Genomic DNA, 18,267 nt, shown 5'->3' on the forward strand with positions numbered 1-18,267 from the left:
ACTATTAATGAAAAAATATTTAATTATCTTCAGCTTAGTATTAGCCAATTTATTTCTTGTAGGAAGTAGTCATGCCTATCTAGCAGTCGGATATATGAAATGTGAGAAAGTGAATGAACTAGTTCAAAACAATAATCCAGACGTTAAAACAATGATTATGTTTTGGTTTAGCGGTTATTACACTGGAAGAAATTATGAAACTTCTAGCTATCCTGCAAAGCCTGATCCTGAGTTGGTTTATATAGCAACCGTAAATTATTGTAATAAAAATCCACAAAATGATACTGTTGATTTGGCAGATTTTCTATACTCTAGTTTGCTTTAAGATCCAAGGTTGGATATTGTTTCTATTAAGGCAGTATTGACTTGTCTTGGTCCAGTATCTTTTCGGTTATTATGTCTTCTAGCTCCTGGAACTCGAACGCCATCAATTGACTTATATTTTTCTAGAAAATCTTCAGTTTGACTGGAGGTATCCTTTCCAGATAATATTTTAGGAGACATTGCAAGAATAAACTGCCCACCTTGAACTGGCCCTCCATCCCCGTTATCACGCTCCTTTGATTCATATGAAAAAGTTTCACCTACTAGTGGGCCAGATAGAAGTTCAATCATAAGAGCAATGACAGACCCCTTATGGCCTCCAAATGGAAGTAAAACCCCTTTATCAATTTCCGCTGCATCTGTCGTCAGTTCTCCTGATGGAGATAGTCCAGTTCCAAGAGGAACAGAGTGCCCATCTCGTGCTGCAATTTGAATCTCTCCTTTAGCCATTGATGCTGTTGCCATATCAAAAACGATTGGGTTTTTTCCAGGTCTTGGCCATGAAAATGCCATTGGATTAGTCCCGTATAATGCAGTTGTTCCTCCTGAAGGAGCAACTGCCGGTGTGTATGAAACTGACGTTAGGCCAACGAGGCCCTCATCACTGATTGCCTCTACTTCAGGCCATAGGGCTGCAAAGTGATGACAACGCTGAATAGCTAGCCCCGCGATTCCAAAAGTGTGAGCTGCTTGGATTAATTTTTCAAGTCCATATTTATGTGCAAGTGGCGCAAAACCATTGTGAGCATCACATCTGAATATTGTTGGCGTAACTTCCTCAATTTCTGGCTTAGCAGAGCCATCTACTTTGTTACTTTTAAGAGCCTTAACATACCCAGGTATTCGAAATAAACCATGAGAGACTGAGCCATCTCTCTCAGCATTTGTAACGGTAGTTGCAACTGCATCAGCATTCTCTTCATTAGCGCCATTATTTATAAGCGCTGCTTTAGCTAGGTTGAAAATCTCATCAAGGCTCAGTTCGGATGTCGTTGAAGTCATTAGGTTAATCCTCTTATTAAATATCCATTCAGGAAGGTAAGTTGCTAAGTATAAGGAATTCAGCAGCCAAGTTACAAAAAAATGATAACATGCAATAAAAAAATCACACGCAATCAAAATGAAAAACAATAAAACTATTCAAATTGTCTCATGCCATGCTGAAGGCGAGGTGGGTAATGTTATTGTTTCAGGAGTTGAAATGCCTCCAGGCAAAACCCTTTGGGAGCAAGCAAGATGGATTCATGAAGATCAATCTCTTCGTCAGTTCGTTTTAAATGAACCAAGAGGGGGCGTTTTTAAACATGTCAATCTTTTAGTTCCTGCTAAAAATCCTGAAGCAGTCCAAGGTTTTATTGTTATGGAGCCTGAGCATACACCTCCCATGTCGGGCTCAAACTCGATCTGCGTTTCAACGGTCCTATTAAATACTGGAATCATTCCAATCAATGAGCCAATCACAGAATTTATCCTTGAGGCGCCAGGGGGCCTTGTTCCGATTAAAGCCTATTGTGAAGATGGCAAGGCAGTAAGTATTGAGATTCATAATGTTGCGTCATTTGCCGATAAGCTTAATGTTTTTTTAGAGGTCGAAGGTGTTGGAACCTTGAAGGTCGACACTGCCTATGGGGGAGATAGTTTTGTTTTGGTTAATGCGCGTGAGATTGGTTTTGAAATAGAGCCTCATGAGGCTAGAGATATATCCGAGTTAGGAGCAAAGATTACCTTAGCAGCAAATCAACAGCTAGGCTTTAAGCATCCAGAAAATTCCGAGTGGAATCACATTTCATTCTGTGAGTTTGCGCTCCCAATCTTTGAGGAAGAGGGCGTTAAGGTGAGTAAGAATACTGTGGTTATTGATCCCGGCAAGCTTGATCGCTCTCCATGTGGAACAGGCTGCTCAGCGCGAATGGCAGTGCTTCATGCAAAAGGAGAGTTAATTAAAGGAGACCGCATGATAGGTCGCTCCATTCTCAATTCAAGGTTTGACTGTCAGATACTAGATGAAGTGCTCATTGGCAATCAAAATGCAATTATCCCATCTATAAGAGGGAGGGCTTGGATTACTGGAACGCATCAACTGACAATTGATCCAGATGACCTTTTTCCAGAGGGTTACCGACTCAGCGATACCTGGCCCAAAAAACAGTCAATATAGATATTTATTTTTGAAGATTTATCTAAAAACTAGTGTAAAAATAAATTTATAGTTAAAAATTATTTAAGGAGTATAAATGCCTACAATTCATTGGTTAGGGACTGGTCTTTCAGCTATCCCAGGACTCAAAAAACTAATTGAGCATGGACATTCTGTCATTGTTTACAATCGAACAGTAGACAAGGCAATAGAAGCCTTGTCAGGAGTGGATGGAGATTACCAGGTTGTTCCATTTTCAATTGAAGCAGTTAAAAAATACGCAAATGCTGGTGATGTAGTTGTTTCAATGCTGCCAGGCAACTTTCATGTGCCAGTTGCTGAACTCTGCATCTCTTTAGATGCACATTTCGTATCTAGCTCTTATATCTCAGATGAGATGAGAGACTTAAACAGCGCTGCCATAAAGAAGGGTTTATGCCTTGTAAACGAAGTTGGACTGGATCCAGGTATCGATCATAGTATGTCACACGCCTTAGTTGAAGAGTATAGAAATTCAAGCGTATTTTCTAAAGAAAATAGCCATTCTTTTTTAAGTTATTGTGGCGGTCTGAGTGATGTTCCAAATGACTTTTGCTACAAGTTTAGTTGGTCACCTCTCGGCGTTCTTAAGGCATTAATGTCAACCTCTGTGAGTATCCGAAATAGTGAAGTTTATACTGTAACCAAGCCATGGGAGTCCGTAGAGATTTATCCACTCCCAATGCCATGGGGCGAGGATGAATTTGAGGTGTATCCTAATCGTGATTCACGTCCTTTTATAGAGCAATACCAAATGGATGATGACCTCAAAATTGAGCAATTCGTCAGAGGAACTCTCAGATATAAGGGTTGGAAGAGTGCATGGAGTAATATTTTTTCAGAGGTAGACTCACTCAATAGTGCAGATTCAGAAGCTAGGCTTAAAGAGATTAGTGATGATTTATGGAGCAATTACTCTTACAAAGAAGATGAAGTTGATCGGGTCATTTTGACTGTTGAGCTCAAGGTTAAAAATGACTCTAAGGTTGTTTGGCACAAGCAATTTTTGCTAGACACACTTGGTAACTCAATGGGTAGTGCAATGGCTCAACTCGTCTCATGCTCAGTAGCACTCGCTGTTGAAGCAGTTATGGGCAATGAAATTTCTGCTGGCGTGAGCGCAGCGCCTCATGATAGTAAACTCGTTGATAGATGGCTTAAACAAGCGGATGACATAAGTGATCACTTTGTTTTAGTTGACCACTTGAATTAATCATTGGGTGAGCCAGTTGAGCCTTAAATTTGATCATGAAACTAAGGGCTGGGCAGATTTAATACCCCGGAGAAATCCGCAGTCAAATTTAACCTCAAATATAGATACGAGATGGCTTGTGATTGGTGCAGGTTTCACAGGTCTTTCGTGTGCAAGAAGATTGGCTGAACTGAATCCAAGTGATAAGATTATTTTGCTTGAGGCTAGAGAGATTGGCCAAAGCGCATCTGGAAGAAACTCAGGATACGCAGTAGCGCATAGTCATTTTTCTGGGAGATATCAAAAGGATCAACTTGGACAATATAAAAGGATTGACCGTATCAATCAAGCGGGCCTTGAATCTCTTAGCGCCGTCATAAATGAAAACCATATTAATTGTGACTTTAAGGAGTCTGGTATATACCATATGGCTGCTGACGAAAGTTCATTCTTAGAATGCGATTATTTTGTTGATTACCTAGAGAAAAGGGAGATTAAACATGAGCCACTTTCTCAGGAACAAAGTCATCTAAAGCTGGGAACAAATTGGTATCAAAAGGGTGTTAAGGTCATGAATGGCGCTTTGGTTCAGCCAGCGCAACTTGTTTTTGGTCTTGCTGACAAGCTTCCCAAAAATGTTGAGCTTTATGAGAATTCACCAGTCATCGATATCAGGAAAGGCAAAATTAATACTTTGAGGACGCCAGAGTCAACGATTAGAGCTGAAAATGTAATTATGGCGTGTAATTATGAGCCTTTGGCAAGTGGTCAACAAAAACAAAGAGTCGTCGGCGTTACCCTCTCAGGAAGTATCACTAGGGTGCTGACTCAGGATGAAATTGAAACACTAGGTACTGAAACGTCATGGGGTGTCTTGTCTCTTCACAGCGGCGGTGCAACGGTTAGGCTGACTGATGATAAAAGGATTTCAATTAGGAACACTGCTGAATACAATAATCATCGCTTATTAAATAAAGGCCAACTAATGGCAAGACAAAAAATTCACCGTCAGTCATTTGATAATCGATTTCCAGATCTCAGCCACGTGCCATTTGAGCACTTATATTCGGGTGTTGAAGGAGTCACCGCTAATAAAACAAATATCTTTAAAAGGCTGTCTTCTAACCTCTATTTTGCTGGTTGCTATAATGGCTCTGGCATTACTAAGGGAACCGCTTTTGGACTAGCTATTGCTGAACTTGCAAGTGGTAATGATCTCGAATTAGTGAGTGACTGTTTAGGGACTGAAGAAGCTAAATGGCTCCCTCCAAGACCTCTCTTAGATCTGGGAGCGTGGTACATCACAAAACAAAGATTTAGTGGGGTTGGAAAAGATCGTTAAAGACGAGGCACTAAGCAAGATGGTTTAGTTTTGCTCCAAACTCAATAAAATTCCCTTTTAGCTTTCCAAACATCTCATTGTTACTATGAGTTGGTTTAATCGGTAAAGACTCCTCACTACCAGTTAAAAAACTCTCAATGATAGATTTACCAAGGTAGGTTCCAGGGCCGATCCCCCTTCCTGAATATCCAAAAATTGAATATGCACCTTGACCAATTTTATAAATTTTTGGAATATGGTCATCTGTCATCGCAATTTGACCGCCCCAGAAATAATCTAAGGAAATATTCTTTAGAGAAGGGAAAATAGATTGAGTTTTTCTTTTGGCCCATGATGAGTGAATTTTAGAAATATTAGGACCAAGGTTTCCAATACCACCAATGATGAAACGATTTTCATCATCTAGTCGGAAAGATGACATCACAGTGGCCGTATCCCAGCATCCTTCTTTATTCGTCAAAACACCCTCTAAAGAATCTTTGGATAGTGGTTTTGTTGCTGCTTGAAAATAATATACAGGTGTATATTTTGATGGGTCAATGCCTTTTATATTTTGCTGGTAGGCGTTCGTTGCAATCAATAACATCTTGGATTGAATTGACCCACTCTCTGTTTGAATCTCCCAGAAATTGTCCTTGCGTTTAATTTTTGTTGCTAGGGATGCTTCAAAAATATTTGCCCCTTTAGATTGCGCCGCTCTAGCTAAACCCCGACAGTAGCTTAGTGGATTAATTGTGCCAGCTTTTTTATTGAGTAGGGCGCCATGAAATTTAGATGAACCAATTCTTTTTTCTGCCTCTTTTTGATCTAAAAGTTCTAATTCTGCACCACGCTCAGTGAGCTGTTGATAGCGATCTTGAATATCCTTAAAGCCCTTTTGAGAATGTGCACAGTGAAGGGTTCCATTTCTTTTGGCGCTGCAATTTATCTTATATTTGTCTATAAGTTCGAATACTAAATCTGGCGCTTTGGATAAAGCCTTGTTGAGTTTAATGCCTGAATCTTTTCCAAGGATACTCTCAACTTTTTTTGGAGGAAGCCATAACCCCGAGTTCACTAGACCAACATTTCTGCCTGAACCTCCAAACCCAATTTTGTTATCAATAAGCGTTACTGAAAGTCCGTTTTCAGCGGCAGATAAAGCAGCTGAACAGCCCGTGTAGCCGCCACCCACAATCGTTAAGTCAGAGACAACTGAGTCTTTTAGTTGCTCAAAACCTATATTTTCTTTTGAGCTATTTTCCCAAAGGTTATTTTGTAGCATTAATAATTCGTTATCTATTCCTATGAATATAGTAAATAAAAAAGACGCCCTAAAGCGCCTTTTCTTGAATTTATATCTCTTTAAGGAAGGAGTGTTGCACCTGTTTCCATCCTAATAACTTGCCCATCCTTGATTTGATGAAAGGCTAATACTGCCTCACGCGTTCCATCAGGAAAGCTCATGACGCCATGAGTTACCATTGCCTCACTGCTTTCATAAAGGCAGCGTGAATCATGTGTAACAAAATCATCACTGTTCATCATAAATGTAAACATTTCCATGGACTCTTCTTTATTCTTTTTTGAGTTATCTAGGTGCATAACAAATTGATAATCATCATGAAGTGTTGCAGCATATGCTTCCATATCATTGGCTTCTCTTGCTGCTTCTTGTGCTTTGTATACTGACATAATGTCTCCTTATAATTAATTAAGATGTTACAAAATAAATAATAACTGCTATTAGAGGAATTAGAGGTCTAATCGCATTTTTTGGTTCATGATCAGCACCATCAAATGTTGACCAAACTTTTAATACAAGTCCCATATTAAAAATAAACGCAGAAAGAGTAAAAATTCCAACACCAGCAACAAGTTCTTTTGCAGAGCTAAAGCCTCCAATTTGTAACATTGGCAAAGTTGCAATTAGCATTAAAACAAAGCCAAACATGAGGAACCCTGCTGGTTTAAATGCAAAGCCTGCTTGAGGCGAGTCCATTCGATTGGATTCTGCAAATTTCTGAGAATTAAATGAAAGCTGAATGGCAAAGAAACCGCCAAACAGAATTAAAAAAACATGACAAAGAAGTGGAATACTCATAATGACCCCCATTAGTTATTTAAAAACTTGAGTAAAATCAAGCGGGTTAAGTATACTAAATTTTTTTCATATCGAGTTGAAATAAAACAATTTAAAAATTATGGATATATTTGATATACAAAACCAACTGAAAGAGTTTGCTTCTGAAAGAGACTGGGAGCAGTTTCATACCCCTAAGAATATAGCTATGGCGCTGAGCGTTGAATCTTCAGAGCTTGTCGAGATTTTTCAATGGCTTAAACCTGAGGAGTCACAGCTACCTAATAAAAAGCAGCTTGAATTAATTAATAGTGAGGTCGCTGATATCGCGATGTATTTACTTCGTTTTTGTGATTTATTAGATGTTAACTTAGAAAGGGCAATAGAGGAAAAATTAGTTAAAAATGCACAGAAGTATCCTGTGACTCTATCGAAGGGAAATGCAAAAAAATATAATCAGAGGGGTGATTAGTTAAATCTCAACTTTAAAGCACTCATAGGGCTTACCTGATGACGGTTGCAAGTTAATGTAGTCATCCGCCAAAACCATGATCTGTTCTGAGTTTCTTTCGTTAAGGGTGAACTGCTCTTGCATATTAAAGTATTGGTCAAGCCATGGATGATTTCTATTGGTAACTTTAATTGAATCAATCATACTTACTAAATTTTGATCCTCAATCTCCCAGACACCAGTCCCAAGAGCACTGTATACAACCTTTACTTTATTTTCTTCGATAGGAAAATCAACAATGAGTTCACCAAAGCTGTTCCATGTCCCATCTTTTTTATATCTAATCATCTCAAAGGCTGCATAACCTGGATAGAAGTCCTTACAAATCCAGTTACCAAGTATTTCAGTTTCATAGAAACGAGGAGACATAGCGGCGTTTGAGGCCGATGTAAATAAGAATATAAATAATGTTGTAAATAAAGTTTTCATAATCAGAGTTTAGTGTAAGTCAAACCGTAATTTGTGAATTATTAATGTGTTTTGTGCGAATTATTTCCTCTTTTGTAACTCATCTGCCAACTCTAAAATTTTTTCACTCACAGTTTTTTTAAAGACAAATGGAAAGACTGCATGAATAATAGCAATGACAAATAGTCCAAATAAAACGAAGCTGTATTTACAGGCTGCAACAAAGTGTTGAAGGTAGGTCTCGCCAACTTCTTTTGGGTGCTTTGAAAAAATATTTAGCATTTAAAATTCAATCATTAAATTAAGTCTTCAGTATATACACTTACTTCTGCTAAGGATTTTAAATTGTCTTGAGTGATTATACTATTTGTAAGTTTTATGAGCTTAAGAAATCTTTTATGTCATTAGGAAATAACTATGAAAAAAATAAAGTCGAATTATTCGTTAAAAGAGAAAGTTTTAATCAGTTTTTCTTTTTGGCCTACTCTGCTTATAGGAGTGGCATTGGGTATGGCGATTAGCCTTTTGTTGTTCAGCCAGAACTTTTCTATTTTTCAATTGATGCCATTAATGAAGAACTCAATTATAGTTTTGGTAATATTGGGAGTCATAACGAGAGTTATCAGTCTTTATATTTGGAAAAAATATAATTGGAGCTTTAAGTCTGATTTAAAGTAACGAACAAAATACTTTCCTAAAAGGCTTTTAGTTTAATAATTTAGTGGAAGATTATTAAAATTTGATATGTTCACGTGTATATTATGCAACTAGAAACTTCTAACAATTGATTATGAAATTGAACAAAATATCGACTCTTTTTCTTTCTGCATTCCTGCCTTTAATTATGATGGGTTCAGCTCATGCAGACTTTAACGATGGATGGGATGCCTATAGAAATGGTGACTTTAAAACAGCCTCTAAGGAATGGAAGCCACTTGCTGAAAAAGGGGATGCTAAGGCACAATCAAATCTAGGTATTTTGTATTTTAATGGTAAGGGAGTTCTTAAGGACTATTCCCAAGCAGTGAAGTGGCTTAAATTAGCTGCTGAACAAAATGAACCTGAGGCTCAATATATCTTAGGAAAAATTTATGCTGAGGGTGATGGGGTTATTAAATCATTCAAAAATGCAAAGTATTGGACCAAACTTGCCTATGAAAATAATTTCAACGGCGCTAAAGTAATTTGGGATGAGTATGAGCTCTGGAAGTACTAGTCTCATTTTAAATTAAAGTCTTTTCTTACAAACAACAACTATATTTTTTTTTGCCTTTTATGTGAACAGGGTAAATAAATTAATCCCACTAAAAATTGTAACTAAAAGGCCCAAGGATAGAAATGGAATAAAGGCAGTTTCTATTTCTTTTTTTGAATATAGGTTATAAATTGCCGGTAACAAGGCTAGAACTGCAGCCAGAAAGATCGCCGTAATGCCTAGCTGAACCCCCAGAAGGCCACCAATAACCCCAACAATAGGCATGTCACCCTCACCGAGAGCTCTTTGATTTTCTAGTTCCTTGTTTTGAGTAATTTTTGCTTTGATGTTTTGAATGTAGAATGTAATGGCAAGCTCAAGCAGCACAAAACCACCGGTAAATAATAAGATATTGATGATGTCCCCCACTAGGATGGCCAGAATGACGACGATGATTAGGAGATAGTCTGGAACAGCCCTGTACTTTAAGTCTATAAATGACAACACAATCAAGACGTAAAAAAGAGAGATGGTTATGATCATATCCCAGCCTATCCAAAAATTTGAATAGAGCATTAAGGTCACTGCTGCAGTAATAAGTTCAACAATAGGGTAGCTCTTAGATATTGAATCAGAGCAACTAGAGCATCTACCTTTTAAAAATAAATAAGAAAAAACAGGAATATTTTCATACCACTTGATTTTGTAGTTGCAATGAGGGCAGGCAGACCCTATGGGTTTAAGAAGCGATATACCTAGAGGAAGTCGATAGATCAAAACATTTAAAAATGACCCAAATACCAATCCAACAAGGAAAACTATTAAAGATATTATCATCTTTAATATTTTATCTTAGAAAGGTTTTTTTTAGTCCTATATAATGTTTTAATAAATAAAAAAATAATTTGAGGTGGGTTTTGAACGAGATCATAGGCAGATATATCGAAGAATATAAATTTTCTGATATTCATTTGAAGGAGAATCAGCCTGTCATGTTGCGCGTCAATGGTGAGATGATTACCCCCGAAGAGGATGTTATTTCTTCAGCTCAGCTTAGAGAGTTTGCTCATGAATCGCTCACTGAGGATCAGTTAACTCATTTCTCAGAGGTTCGTGATGTGGATCTTGCAATAGAGGTTGGAGATTATCGTTTTCGTGTCAATTTTTTCTATACTTCGGATGGCCTCTCTGCAGTGTTAAGAAAAATTGAAACTAATATTCCTTCAATGGCAGATCTTAATCTTCCTCATGTTATGCAAGAAATTGTTGATAAACCCAATGGCTTGGTTCTTGTTACAGGGCCAACAGGATCCGGCAAGTCAACCTCTTTGGCCTCAATTATTGATGGAATTAATGCCACAAAGCAGGGTCATATTCTTACGATTGAAGATCCCATTGAATATATTCACCATCCGAAGGAGTGCGCTATTTCTCAAAGGGAAGTTGGGAGGGATGCCAAATCTTTTGCGACCGCCCTTAAGGCATCTCTTCGTGAAGACCCTGATGTCATTCTGGTTGGAGAGCTTAGAGATCTTGAAACAGTTCAGCTTGCTATTACTGCTGCTGAAACTGGACACCTTGTCTTTGGCACGCTTCATACATCCGGAGCCCCTAATACCATTAACCGTCTTATTGATGTCTTTCCAGCGGCGCAGCAGGGCCAAGTCAGATCTCAGCTTGCGGAATCCCTAAGACTCGTTGTGACTCAGCAGCTTGTTAAGACTGCAGATGGGCAGGGACGCGTTGCCGCTTTTGAGATTATGGTCTGTAATCATGCGGTCAGGAACTTGATACGAGAGGGTAAGATTTTCCAAATAAGTGGCATTATGCAAACTGCAAGAGGTGAAGGCATGGTCACTATGAATCACTCAGTTGAAGGCCTAGTTGCTTCTGGAAAAATTAACTACGAAGACGTTGAGTTAAGAGATTAATTAGTGAAGCCTGCAATTACACTAATTGAACTATTGGTAGTGATTGCTTTAGTCGGCATTATCGCAGGCACTGGATGGCCCGCATTGACAGGATGGAATTGCAAACAAGAGCATCGTAATGATTTCGAATCATTAAATCAGTTATTTGAAAAAGCGCGAGCTGAAGCCTTAAATAGAAGTCAAACAGTTCTTGTGAGAGCGAATCGAAGCTTGCCAGCAAATGGAGCCACTTATACGGCTTATCTTCTCACCAATAAAACTTGCACTTTATCAGGCTCAGCGCAATCTTTAGATCCAAATATTCCAAAACTTGTTATCAGCGATAAATCAAGACTTTTAGGCGTTGCCAACCAATGCTTTAATTCTGATGGAACGGCAACAGCATCTAATTCAATTCAGCTTCATCAAGTCCAAAGGGATTGCGGCAAAGGCAACCAAACATTGCAAACACTTATTTTTGGAGCGACAGGTCTCTTTGAAAAGAAAGTAAAGCGTCCTGGCGATTCATCTTTTTCAGATTTGTAGGTTAATTGTGATGATGATAAAAAATAAAAAAGCATTTACCCTTATTGAAGCGCTCGTTTCTGTTGCTATTACTGCAATTGGTTTTGCTGGTGTTTATGCCTTAGTTACTGTATCTAATGGAGTTATGAGCGATACTATCGATAAAGAAAAATTAAAGTATCAGAACACTGAAATTATTGAATCATTGAATGCTGACCAAACTAATATTATGGAATACAACGGCAAGGATCTGAGCAACTGCTCCTCTATTACGACTGGAACAGGGAAGGATGACCAGCTTAAGCGATTGCAAAACTGGTGCAACAAAATAAAAGGCGAGGTTGGTGATAAGAGAACTTCAGATAAGCGAATTATTCGAGTTGAAAAAAAACAAGTTGGTCAAAATAATGTCTATATAGTCTCACTTGAGTTAAATGCGAAGAGTAACAAAAAGTCTGTCTTTATGAAGAGGATCTTCTATGCGCCATAATATAAAAGCCTTTACTCTTGTTGAAATGCTGGTCGCGCTAGCAGTCAGTTCGATCATTGTTGCAGCAACTTATGCTTCATTTGAGCTTATTCAGAAGCAATACAAAAAGAATATAGATGTTGCAGAGCTTCATACTTCGGGAAGAGCAGTAATGAGTATCCTTGAGCGTGAAATTAGAATGGCTGGTTTCGAATATCGAGATGGAAATGGATTAATGACATATGGAACCATTGCTGCACCTCTTGTCACAACTGATAGTGGAAATAAATGCTGCGACGAGGTAACAATTATTTATGACGAAGTCTTTGACACGCTTAATGCCTCAGGTGTGGTTACATCGAGCACAGTTGAGCGAGTCAAAACAAGATTCTGGACAGAGCCTTATACTAGTTCAAAGCATGGAACTAGAAATCGATTATTTAAACGAAGAACGATTCTTGGAACAAATAATGCACTCCTTGCAGCACCCAGAGTTGGAGCTAAGGATGTGATGGCTGACTATATTGAAGATTTACAATTTGTTGATATTCTTACGAGTACATTTTTAGCTTCTGGTTCTGACTATAATGATAATATTGAGTTATTTGATATCTCTACCAAATCAAGAGCTCAGCCTGATGGATGGATTATTGGGACATCTAAGAATGGAGCTTTAGCTTCTGGGAATGGTGGAAAATTATATTCTGGCTCTGAAATGAAAGAAGGAATAACGATTTATGAGCCATTTAAAAACAAATCAGGACGAAAGAGTTTTTTTCAAACAGATAAAGCAATTAGTGCTTTGGCCGTAGATTCGAGTGGTTTAATTTATGCTGGGTTTAATAGAGCAACTGGAATAAGAATTTATAATCCAGAAACAGGATCAAAGATTGGTGAGATTCCTACAAGTATTAACATTTCTTCAATTGCTATTGGCCCTGATGGAATTTTATACGCAGGAAATAAAAGCTTTACTACGGTTTATATGTATAGCACATCTAAAGGCACCAAGATTGGAGAGGTTCAATCAGGAAGAGATGTGTATGACAAAATATCTGCAGGGCATATTGCATTTTCAAAAAGTAATGGTTATATTTCTGCTAATAATAAATATGTGGTAAAGATCTTCAGAGTAAGTGATTCTGTGATTACTGGTTTTATTTCTGCGAACCCTGTTCCTGGTCCAATTGCATTTGGTTCAGATGGTTATTTATATGTTGGCACACTAAATAATCCAGGAATTAGGATATTCAATCCAAATACTGGAGCTTTGGTTGGAAGTATTCCAACAAAAAATCGAACTGATGCCTTAACCTTTATTAGTGAAAGTTCTGGCAGCAAGTGGTTAGTTTCAATTTCTTTATCATTAAGATCAAAAGGAAAGTATGGAAAAAATAGGAAATTTTCAAAGAAAGACTACCATCCTGGAAATTATATTATTAATAAAAATGATGATTTTTTTAGAGATGTTTTTACATCAACTGTTTTAGTTAGAAATATGAAACAATGAATAAATATATGAAAAAAAAACGTCATGGCTTCATTATTGTTGTCTCATTAACTTTAATGCTGGTCATGATGACTATGGGGATTGGTCTTTATTACTCAACAAAACAATCCTCTGAGATGGTTGGCAAAAGTATTACCAAATCAGACTCCTTTTACTCTGCAGAGAGCTGCATTGCAGAGGCTAGGATTTGGTTAAAGACGCAATCAGCATCCGGTGCACCCTGTAAAAATACTGCCTCTGGCTCTTTATGTCATTCAGTGTCGAGCGCCAGGATGAGTAAATGGCAACTCAACTCTGAAAACCAGATTCTAAAAAATAGAGCTCAAAATCAGAAATATGAATGTACTATTGCTTTATTAGGTCAGGTTGCCTATGAGGGCGGTGAAGGTGTTGGGTTTGATGTTGGCGAGGGGAGCGGATATGGGGCTGCTGCAACTAATACCAAGTATATGTATAGAATTAGATCTCAAGGTAGTTTAAACTCTGCGTCAGGGGTGGATAGTTTTTTGAGTCAGGTCGAAGTGATTGATTCAATGATTTTTTAAATAGAAATTAAATATGTCAAAAAACAAGATACTCATTTTTACTTTATTATTGCAGCTTCTATTTGTCGGAAGTGTTCAGGCTAAGTGTGATTTCAAATCTTTCAAGTTTGGTGACTCATACAAATCAACAGTAAGCAAATTAAAAATTGATTCTGAATTTGTGGAGCCCGAAATAAAAGGCGCCTCTCAGCAGTTTTTATTTGCTCCTGGAGAAGAGGTTTGTAAGAGTGAAAAAGCATTTCAAGGTGTCCCTATACATTTTGTCTTTTTATATAATAAGCTCGTTCAAATTGAGCTTATGAGGGTATCAGAATCTCCTTCCCTTATAACTTGGGCTGAGTCCATTTATGGCGTTAAAGAAAACAAACCTAACAGCTTTTATGATGAATTTCCAATTGCCAGGTGGTCTTGGGAAAATTCTAAAGCAGTCATAGCCTACTCAGTTGAAAGCGTTGCCAGTGATGTAGTTGAGTCAGTGATTATTCAATCTCTTAATCACCAGCAGAGTTATGAAAAATTTGCAATCGAGCAAGAGGGCGGCAACTAAATGAGAAAACTTCAGGCACTAGTTGGTTCTCTGTTATTGATATGCGCCTTTGGTATAGATGCAAAGTCACCACCTCCTGGAACTGGAAAGGCCGATGTTCCAGCTAATATATACATCATGCTTGATACATCCGGATCTATGGGCGCAACTGTTAATTCTGTTGGTAGAATGTACTACCCAAGAGATGTAGCAGTTGACTCCAATGGAAATATTTATGTAGTTGAATACTATTATCACCGAATTAAAAAATATGACTCTGCTGGAAACTTTGTTAAGTCATTTGGTAGCTACGGAAGTGGCGCTGGACGTTTCTACTATCCAACAAAAATGGATATAGACTCAAATGATAATCTTTATATAGCGGATCGAAACGGCGTCTCAAAATATGATTCTAATGGCAGCTATATAACAAGTTATTCTGGTGCTTCAAATATCATCGATGTAGCTGTAGACGATTCAACTGGTGATGTTTATGGCGTAACTTCAAGGTCGGTTTATAAATGGAGAGGGAGTGGCGGTTCTTATATCACATCTGGCTCTGGATACTTTAACGGCTTAGACTTTTATAATGGCTCTCTATATACGGCCGGAAGGGGCACTCAAAATATTACGAAATATTCAAGTGCACTTGGAGTTCAAAATACCTGGTCTCTTTCAAGTAATACTAGTGCTGGAGACGTTGAGGTTACCTCGAATGGAATCTATGTAGCCTGCACAGGGTACTGCTCTAAAATTCAAAAATACTCACTCAGTGGTGTTTATGAAAGGCAGTTTGGTAGTTTTTCGTCATCTAGCCCAAGTGGATTTTATTATCTTTATGGTATTGCTTCAGATAGTTCCGGGAATATATATGGAGCTAGTTTTTATAGACATGCAATTAAAAAATTTGATTCTGATGGAACATACTTAAGCACTGCAGGCCCATCTAGTGAAACGCGAATGTCAGAGGTTTTAAAGGTTATTGAAAAGCTGACCTCAAGCTCAGATCTAACACGAGGTGCAAATTTTGGATTACAGGATTGGGCTAGCTCTGCCACTCAAAGAATAAAAATAAGTTCTAATGGTGCTGCAGAAATTAATAAGAGTGTTTCCCCACAAATTACGAAAAATGGAGTACTGATCACCAATCCAGATTACAAGGGCTCGTCATGGTATCGCCCAAGTGGTGGAACGAATTTGGACAGTGCTATGTCTGAAGCGCAGTCATACTTTACCGGGAGCAACTCGCCAATAGATTCTAACGCAGGTTGTCAAAAAAACTTTTTAATTGTTATCAGTGATGGCCAATGGTTTGGAAGCCGAGCAGAGAATATTGCTAAAAGCCTTCTAGCGACCAAGGGGATTCAGACCTTGGTTGTTGGCTTTCACTCAGGGGGAAATCAAACTAATTATATAAAGTTAGCTAAAGCTGGCGGCACTCACCCTGACTCCCCTTTATTTTCAAATAACTGGCAGCAGCTATATGAGACGATGTCTGCCTTTATTCGCCAGGCTATTTCCTCTCGTCTTACTTTTTCTGCGCCTGTAGTAATGCCTAATATCAGTAGTGGTGATCATATCTTCCAGTCAACCTTTACTTTTAAAAGTAATCACCAATGGGAGGGTCAGCTTTCAAAATATAAGCTTACATCAAATAATGCAGGTTCATTTAAAGCTGGCGTTGGCGCAATTCAGTGGGATGCTGGTGCAGTACTCGATGCAAGGAGTGAGTCTTCAAGAAATATTTGGACTGTTGCTAACCCTTTTGGAGTTTCCACATCACTCAATAACTTTACAGCCTCCAATGTGGTTAACTTAAAGCGAGCACTCTGGGAGAACAGTGGAACAAATCCAACAGATGCCCAAGCTACAAAATTAATAAATTTTGTTCGTGGTGTCGACTCTTATGATGAGAACAAAGACAATAGCACCACTGACAAGCGTTGGAAGCTTGGAGATATATTTAACTCCAGGTTGGTCGTAGTTGGCCCTCCTAAGGGTAAGACCACCTCTAGTGCATCAAAAGACCATACTGAGGCATACTATCGTCATATAAATGGCTACAAGGCCTTTAAAACTGGAGCAAGCTGTGGGGTAAATTGCGCAGTCCGTGACGAAGTGGTTTATGTTGGCGCTAATGACGGAATGCTCCACGCCTTTGATTCTAGTTCTGGTAAAGAATTGTGGGCCTTTATTCCACCAATGATGCTTCCATCTTTAAAATCAATGATTTCAGTAAAGGCAAATAGCTCTAATGCCATTTATGGTGTTGATGGCTCGCCAATTGTTAAGGATATTTTTTATAATAATAAGTGGCGAACTGTTTTAATTTCTGGAATGGGTAGGGGAGGTTTTGGATATTTTGCTTTAGATGTGACCAATTCAGCTAGCCCATCATTTCTATTCGCTTTTGAAAATAAGCCAAGCTTGAATCTGGTTTCGCATTGGGATGCAAATGGAACCAGGACCGACTTGGGTTACGCCAGTAATATTCCTGCTGAATTTGATTACTCAAAAATAGGCGAGACCTTATCCACTCCAGTGATCGTGGCATTACCAGTTGGAACTGGAAATAATCGTAAGTGGGTCGCTGTTTTTGGCGGCGGCTATAATTCGGGTATCAATACGAACTTCGGTTCTAGTGTTTATGTTGTTGATTTAGAGGACGCTGGTAAAGTAGTAAAGAGATTTGATCTTAATGATCTTGCAGGGGATCCTGCTAACTCTATGCCGTCATCTCTGGTATCAATTACTCCAGATACAACGAGCAAAGCAAAATACAAGGGAGCGCTGGTTTATGGCGCAGATCTTGAGAGTAAGTTATGGCAACTAAATCTGACTGATCAAGGCACTCTTTATGACTTTACTGCTCACTTTGACGCAGAAGCAACAACGGATAATGATCGATTGTCTTTTTTCCAAATTACACCTTCCATAGGAAGTGATGACAACTTATGGACTTTCTATGGAACTGGAAATCAGCAGAGACTGCAAAGAATGTCTAATGATATCGATAACAGGATCTTTGGCATAAAAGATAAAAATTTTCCAACCTATACGAACATTTCAGGCGCTACGCCAAAAGCCTCCTCGATGAAAAATATGTCTACTGCAGGTTCTTCATGTCCTGTTAGTTCAGATCTAGGTTGGTATATTAATATGGGCTCTAATGAGAGAATTACCGGTAAACTTGCCGTTTTTAACGAAGTTGTATACGCCTCTCGTTATCTCCCTAATCAGGGACAAATTTGCTCTCCAGGTAAGGCTTATTTGTCTGAACATAACATGACATGTGGAAGTGAATCCCGCAAAACAGAGTTAGGCGAGGGAATTGCAACGGGCGCAGTTATTCACAAAAATATAGTTTATATTGGTATTAGTGGTGGCGGATCTGGAGAGATTAAGGATAGTAAAGGCAATGTAATAGGTAAGAAAGAGGATAATATAATTCTTCTGTCGCCATCAGGTAGCGGGGTAATAGGGGATGGAAAAATTTCACAAGAGTCATGGCGTGAAATTTATTAATTTTTTAACATTCAAGATGCTCTATAAATTCAGCCTTTATAGATCAT

The 18,267-nt window shown here is 38.4% G+C and carries 20 protein-coding genes; 13 read left to right on the forward strand and 7 right to left on the reverse strand.

Going from position 1 to position 18,267, the window contains the following annotated elements; genetic code table 11:
* The first annotated feature begins 7 nt into the window (after positions 1 to 7).
* Positions 8 to 325, forward strand: a complete 318-nt coding sequence (locus tag W908_RS03150) for a hypothetical protein (RefSeq protein ID WP_053819891.1) — start codon at positions 8 to 10, stop codon at positions 323 to 325.
* Here the strand turns inward: W908_RS03150 and W908_RS03155 are convergent.
* Positions 322 to 1,455: an Ldh family oxidoreductase gene (locus tag W908_RS03155; RefSeq protein WP_082345005.1), complete on the reverse strand. Its 1,134-nt coding sequence runs from the start codon at positions 1,453 to 1,455 to the stop codon at positions 322 to 324. The genes W908_RS03150 and W908_RS03155 overlap by 4 nt on opposite strands.
* Between W908_RS03155 and W908_RS03160 the strand changes: the two genes are divergently transcribed.
* From W908_RS03160 to W908_RS03170, 3 genes are all read left to right on the forward strand, one after another.
* Positions 1,445 to 2,482, forward strand: coding sequence for a trans-3-hydroxy-L-proline dehydratase (locus tag W908_RS03160; RefSeq protein ID WP_053819892.1), 1,038 nt, complete (start codon positions 1,445 to 1,447; stop codon positions 2,480 to 2,482). The genes W908_RS03155 and W908_RS03160 overlap by 11 nt on opposite strands.
* A gap of 76 nt (positions 2,483 to 2,558) precedes the next feature.
* Positions 2,559 to 3,713, forward strand: coding sequence for a saccharopine dehydrogenase family protein (locus W908_RS03165; protein WP_053819893.1), 1,155 nt, complete (start codon positions 2,559 to 2,561; stop codon positions 3,711 to 3,713).
* Positions 3,714 to 3,720: 7 nt separating this feature from the next.
* Positions 3,721 to 5,034, forward strand: coding sequence for an NAD(P)/FAD-dependent oxidoreductase (locus W908_RS03170; protein WP_236849165.1), 1,314 nt, complete (start codon positions 3,721 to 3,723; stop codon positions 5,032 to 5,034).
* A gap of 10 nt (positions 5,035 to 5,044) precedes the next feature.
* Here the strand turns inward: W908_RS03170 and W908_RS03175 are convergent, their stop codons facing one another.
* The 3 genes from W908_RS03175 to W908_RS03185 all read right to left on the reverse strand — a co-directional run bounded on the left by W908_RS03175 (position 5,045) and on the right by W908_RS03185 (position 7,117).
* Entirely contained in the window at positions 5,045 to 6,298 is a 1,254-nt protein-coding gene (locus W908_RS03175; RefSeq protein WP_053819895.1) for an NAD(P)/FAD-dependent oxidoreductase, read from the reverse strand.
* Positions 6,299 to 6,378: 80 nt separating this feature from the next.
* Positions 6,379 to 6,708 (reverse strand): hypothetical protein, encoded by a 330-nt coding sequence (locus W908_RS03180; protein WP_020024459.1) that lies wholly within the window; start codon positions 6,706 to 6,708, stop codon positions 6,379 to 6,381.
* Between the two features lie 19 nt (positions 6,709 to 6,727).
* Positions 6,728 to 7,117 (reverse strand): hypothetical protein, encoded by a 390-nt coding sequence (locus W908_RS03185; RefSeq protein ID WP_020027736.1) that lies wholly within the window; start codon positions 7,115 to 7,117, stop codon positions 6,728 to 6,730.
* Between the two features lie 100 nt (positions 7,118 to 7,217).
* On the opposite strand from W908_RS03185, the gene W908_RS03190 reads away from it, so the two are divergent.
* On the forward strand, positions 7,218 to 7,568 hold the full coding sequence (locus W908_RS03190; protein WP_053819896.1) for a nucleotide pyrophosphohydrolase: 351 nt from the start codon (positions 7,218 to 7,220) through the stop codon (positions 7,566 to 7,568).
* On the opposite strand, the gene W908_RS03195 is transcribed toward W908_RS03190, so the two are convergent.
* Positions 7,569 to 8,036 carry a hypothetical protein gene (locus tag W908_RS03195; RefSeq protein WP_053819897.1) on the reverse strand — a complete coding sequence of 156 codons (468 nt, stop codon included), beginning with the start codon at positions 8,034 to 8,036 and terminating at the stop codon, positions 7,569 to 7,571.
* 60 nt (positions 8,037 to 8,096) lie between these two features.
* Complete coding sequence (locus W908_RS03200; protein ID WP_053819898.1) at positions 8,097 to 8,297, reverse strand: DUF6356 family protein; 201 nt, start codon at positions 8,295 to 8,297, stop codon at positions 8,097 to 8,099.
* A 508-nt stretch (positions 8,298 to 8,805) separates the two neighbouring features.
* On the opposite strand from W908_RS03200, the gene W908_RS08785 reads away from it, so the two are divergent.
* On the forward strand, positions 8,806 to 9,231 hold the full coding sequence (locus W908_RS08785; protein WP_053819899.1) for a tetratricopeptide repeat protein: 426 nt from the start codon (positions 8,806 to 8,808) through the stop codon (positions 9,229 to 9,231).
* 57 nt (positions 9,232 to 9,288) lie between these two features.
* On the opposite strand, the gene W908_RS03215 is transcribed toward W908_RS08785, so the two are convergent.
* Positions 9,289 to 10,047: a prepilin peptidase gene (locus W908_RS03215; protein ID WP_053819900.1), complete on the reverse strand. Its 759-nt coding sequence runs from the start codon at positions 10,045 to 10,047 to the stop codon at positions 9,289 to 9,291.
* 80 nt (positions 10,048 to 10,127) lie between these two features.
* Between W908_RS03215 and W908_RS03220 the strand changes: the two genes are divergently transcribed.
* Genes W908_RS03220 through W908_RS03250 form a run of 7 tightly spaced genes read left to right on the forward strand, consistent with a single transcriptional unit; the run spans position 10,128 to position 18,220 of the window.
* A complete protein-coding gene (locus W908_RS03220) occupies positions 10,128 to 11,141 on the forward strand; it encodes a type IV pilus twitching motility protein PilT (RefSeq protein WP_053819901.1) in 1,014 nt (337 codons plus the stop codon).
* A gap of 3 nt (positions 11,142 to 11,144) precedes the next feature.
* Positions 11,145 to 11,666 (forward strand): GspH/FimT family pseudopilin, encoded by a 522-nt coding sequence (locus W908_RS03225; protein WP_053819902.1) that lies wholly within the window; start codon positions 11,145 to 11,147, stop codon positions 11,664 to 11,666.
* A 10-nt stretch (positions 11,667 to 11,676) separates the two neighbouring features.
* Positions 11,677 to 12,135 (forward strand): type IV pilus modification PilV family protein, encoded by a 459-nt coding sequence (locus tag W908_RS03230; RefSeq protein WP_053819903.1) that lies wholly within the window; start codon positions 11,677 to 11,679, stop codon positions 12,133 to 12,135.
* The gene (locus tag W908_RS03235; protein WP_053819904.1) at positions 12,125 to 13,624 is read left to right on the forward strand and encodes a prepilin-type N-terminal cleavage/methylation domain-containing protein; all 1,500 of its coding nucleotides are present in this window, start codon (positions 12,125 to 12,127) and stop codon (positions 13,622 to 13,624) included. The genes W908_RS03230 and W908_RS03235 overlap by 11 nt, the downstream gene beginning before the upstream one ends.
* Before the next feature lie 8 nt (positions 13,625 to 13,632).
* On the forward strand, positions 13,633 to 14,169 hold the full coding sequence (locus W908_RS03240; protein ID WP_053819905.1) for a hypothetical protein: 537 nt from the start codon (positions 13,633 to 13,635) through the stop codon (positions 14,167 to 14,169).
* Between the two features lie 13 nt (positions 14,170 to 14,182).
* Positions 14,183 to 14,716 carry a hypothetical protein gene (locus tag W908_RS03245; protein ID WP_053819906.1) on the forward strand — a complete coding sequence of 178 codons (534 nt, stop codon included), beginning with the start codon at positions 14,183 to 14,185 and terminating at the stop codon, positions 14,714 to 14,716.
* Complete coding sequence (locus tag W908_RS03250) at positions 14,717 to 18,220, forward strand: PilC/PilY family type IV pilus protein (protein WP_053819907.1); 3,504 nt, start codon at positions 14,717 to 14,719, stop codon at positions 18,218 to 18,220.
* Positions 18,221 to 18,267 lie beyond the last annotated feature (47 nt).

This window comes from Candidatus Pseudothioglobus singularis PS1, from assembly GCF_001281385.1.
GTDB lineage: Bacteria > Pseudomonadota > Gammaproteobacteria > PS1 > Pseudothioglobaceae > Pseudothioglobus > Pseudothioglobus singularis.

Excerpts from the sequence above, each read along its gene's own strand:
- W908_RS03185 (WP_020027736.1), bottom strand. The coding sequence starts at position 7,117 with ATGAGTATTCCACTTCTTTGTCATGTTTTTTTAATTCTGTTTGGCGGT.
- W908_RS03230 (WP_053819903.1), top strand. The coding sequence starts at position 11,677 with ATGATGATAAAAAATAAAAAAGCATTTACCCTTATTGAAGCGCTCGTT.
- W908_RS03165 (WP_053819893.1), top strand. The coding sequence starts at position 2,559 with ATGCCTACAATTCATTGGTTAGGGACTGGTCTTTCAGCTATCCCAGGA.
- W908_RS03150 (WP_053819891.1), top strand. The coding sequence starts at position 8 with ATGAAAAAATATTTAATTATCTTCAGCTTAGTATTAGCCAATTTATTT.
- W908_RS03200 (WP_053819898.1), bottom strand. The coding sequence starts at position 8,297 with ATGCTAAATATTTTTTCAAAGCACCCAAAAGAAGTTGGCGAGACCTAC.
- W908_RS03190 (WP_053819896.1), top strand. The coding sequence starts at position 7,218 with ATGGATATATTTGATATACAAAACCAACTGAAAGAGTTTGCTTCTGAA.
- W908_RS03235 (WP_053819904.1), top strand. The coding sequence starts at position 12,125 with ATGCGCCATAATATAAAAGCCTTTACTCTTGTTGAAATGCTGGTCGCG.
- W908_RS03240 (WP_053819905.1), top strand. The coding sequence starts at position 13,633 with ATGAAAAAAAAACGTCATGGCTTCATTATTGTTGTCTCATTAACTTTA.
- W908_RS03215 (WP_053819900.1), bottom strand. The coding sequence starts at position 10,047 with ATGATAATATCTTTAATAGTTTTCCTTGTTGGATTGGTATTTGGGTCA.
- W908_RS03250 (WP_053819907.1), top strand. The coding sequence starts at position 14,717 with ATGAGAAAACTTCAGGCACTAGTTGGTTCTCTGTTATTGATATGCGCC.
- W908_RS03175 (WP_053819895.1), bottom strand. The coding sequence starts at position 6,298 with ATGCTACAAAATAACCTTTGGGAAAATAGCTCAAAAGAAAATATAGGT.
- W908_RS03245 (WP_053819906.1), top strand. The coding sequence starts at position 14,183 with ATGTCAAAAAACAAGATACTCATTTTTACTTTATTATTGCAGCTTCTA.
- W908_RS03160 (WP_053819892.1), top strand. The coding sequence starts at position 1,445 with ATGAAAAACAATAAAACTATTCAAATTGTCTCATGCCATGCTGAAGGC.
- W908_RS03195 (WP_053819897.1), bottom strand. The coding sequence starts at position 8,036 with ATGAAAACTTTATTTACAACATTATTTATATTCTTATTTACATCGGCC.
- W908_RS08785 (WP_053819899.1), top strand. The coding sequence starts at position 8,806 with ATGAAATTGAACAAAATATCGACTCTTTTTCTTTCTGCATTCCTGCCT.
- W908_RS03180 (WP_020024459.1), bottom strand. The coding sequence starts at position 6,708 with ATGTCAGTATACAAAGCACAAGAAGCAGCAAGAGAAGCCAATGATATG.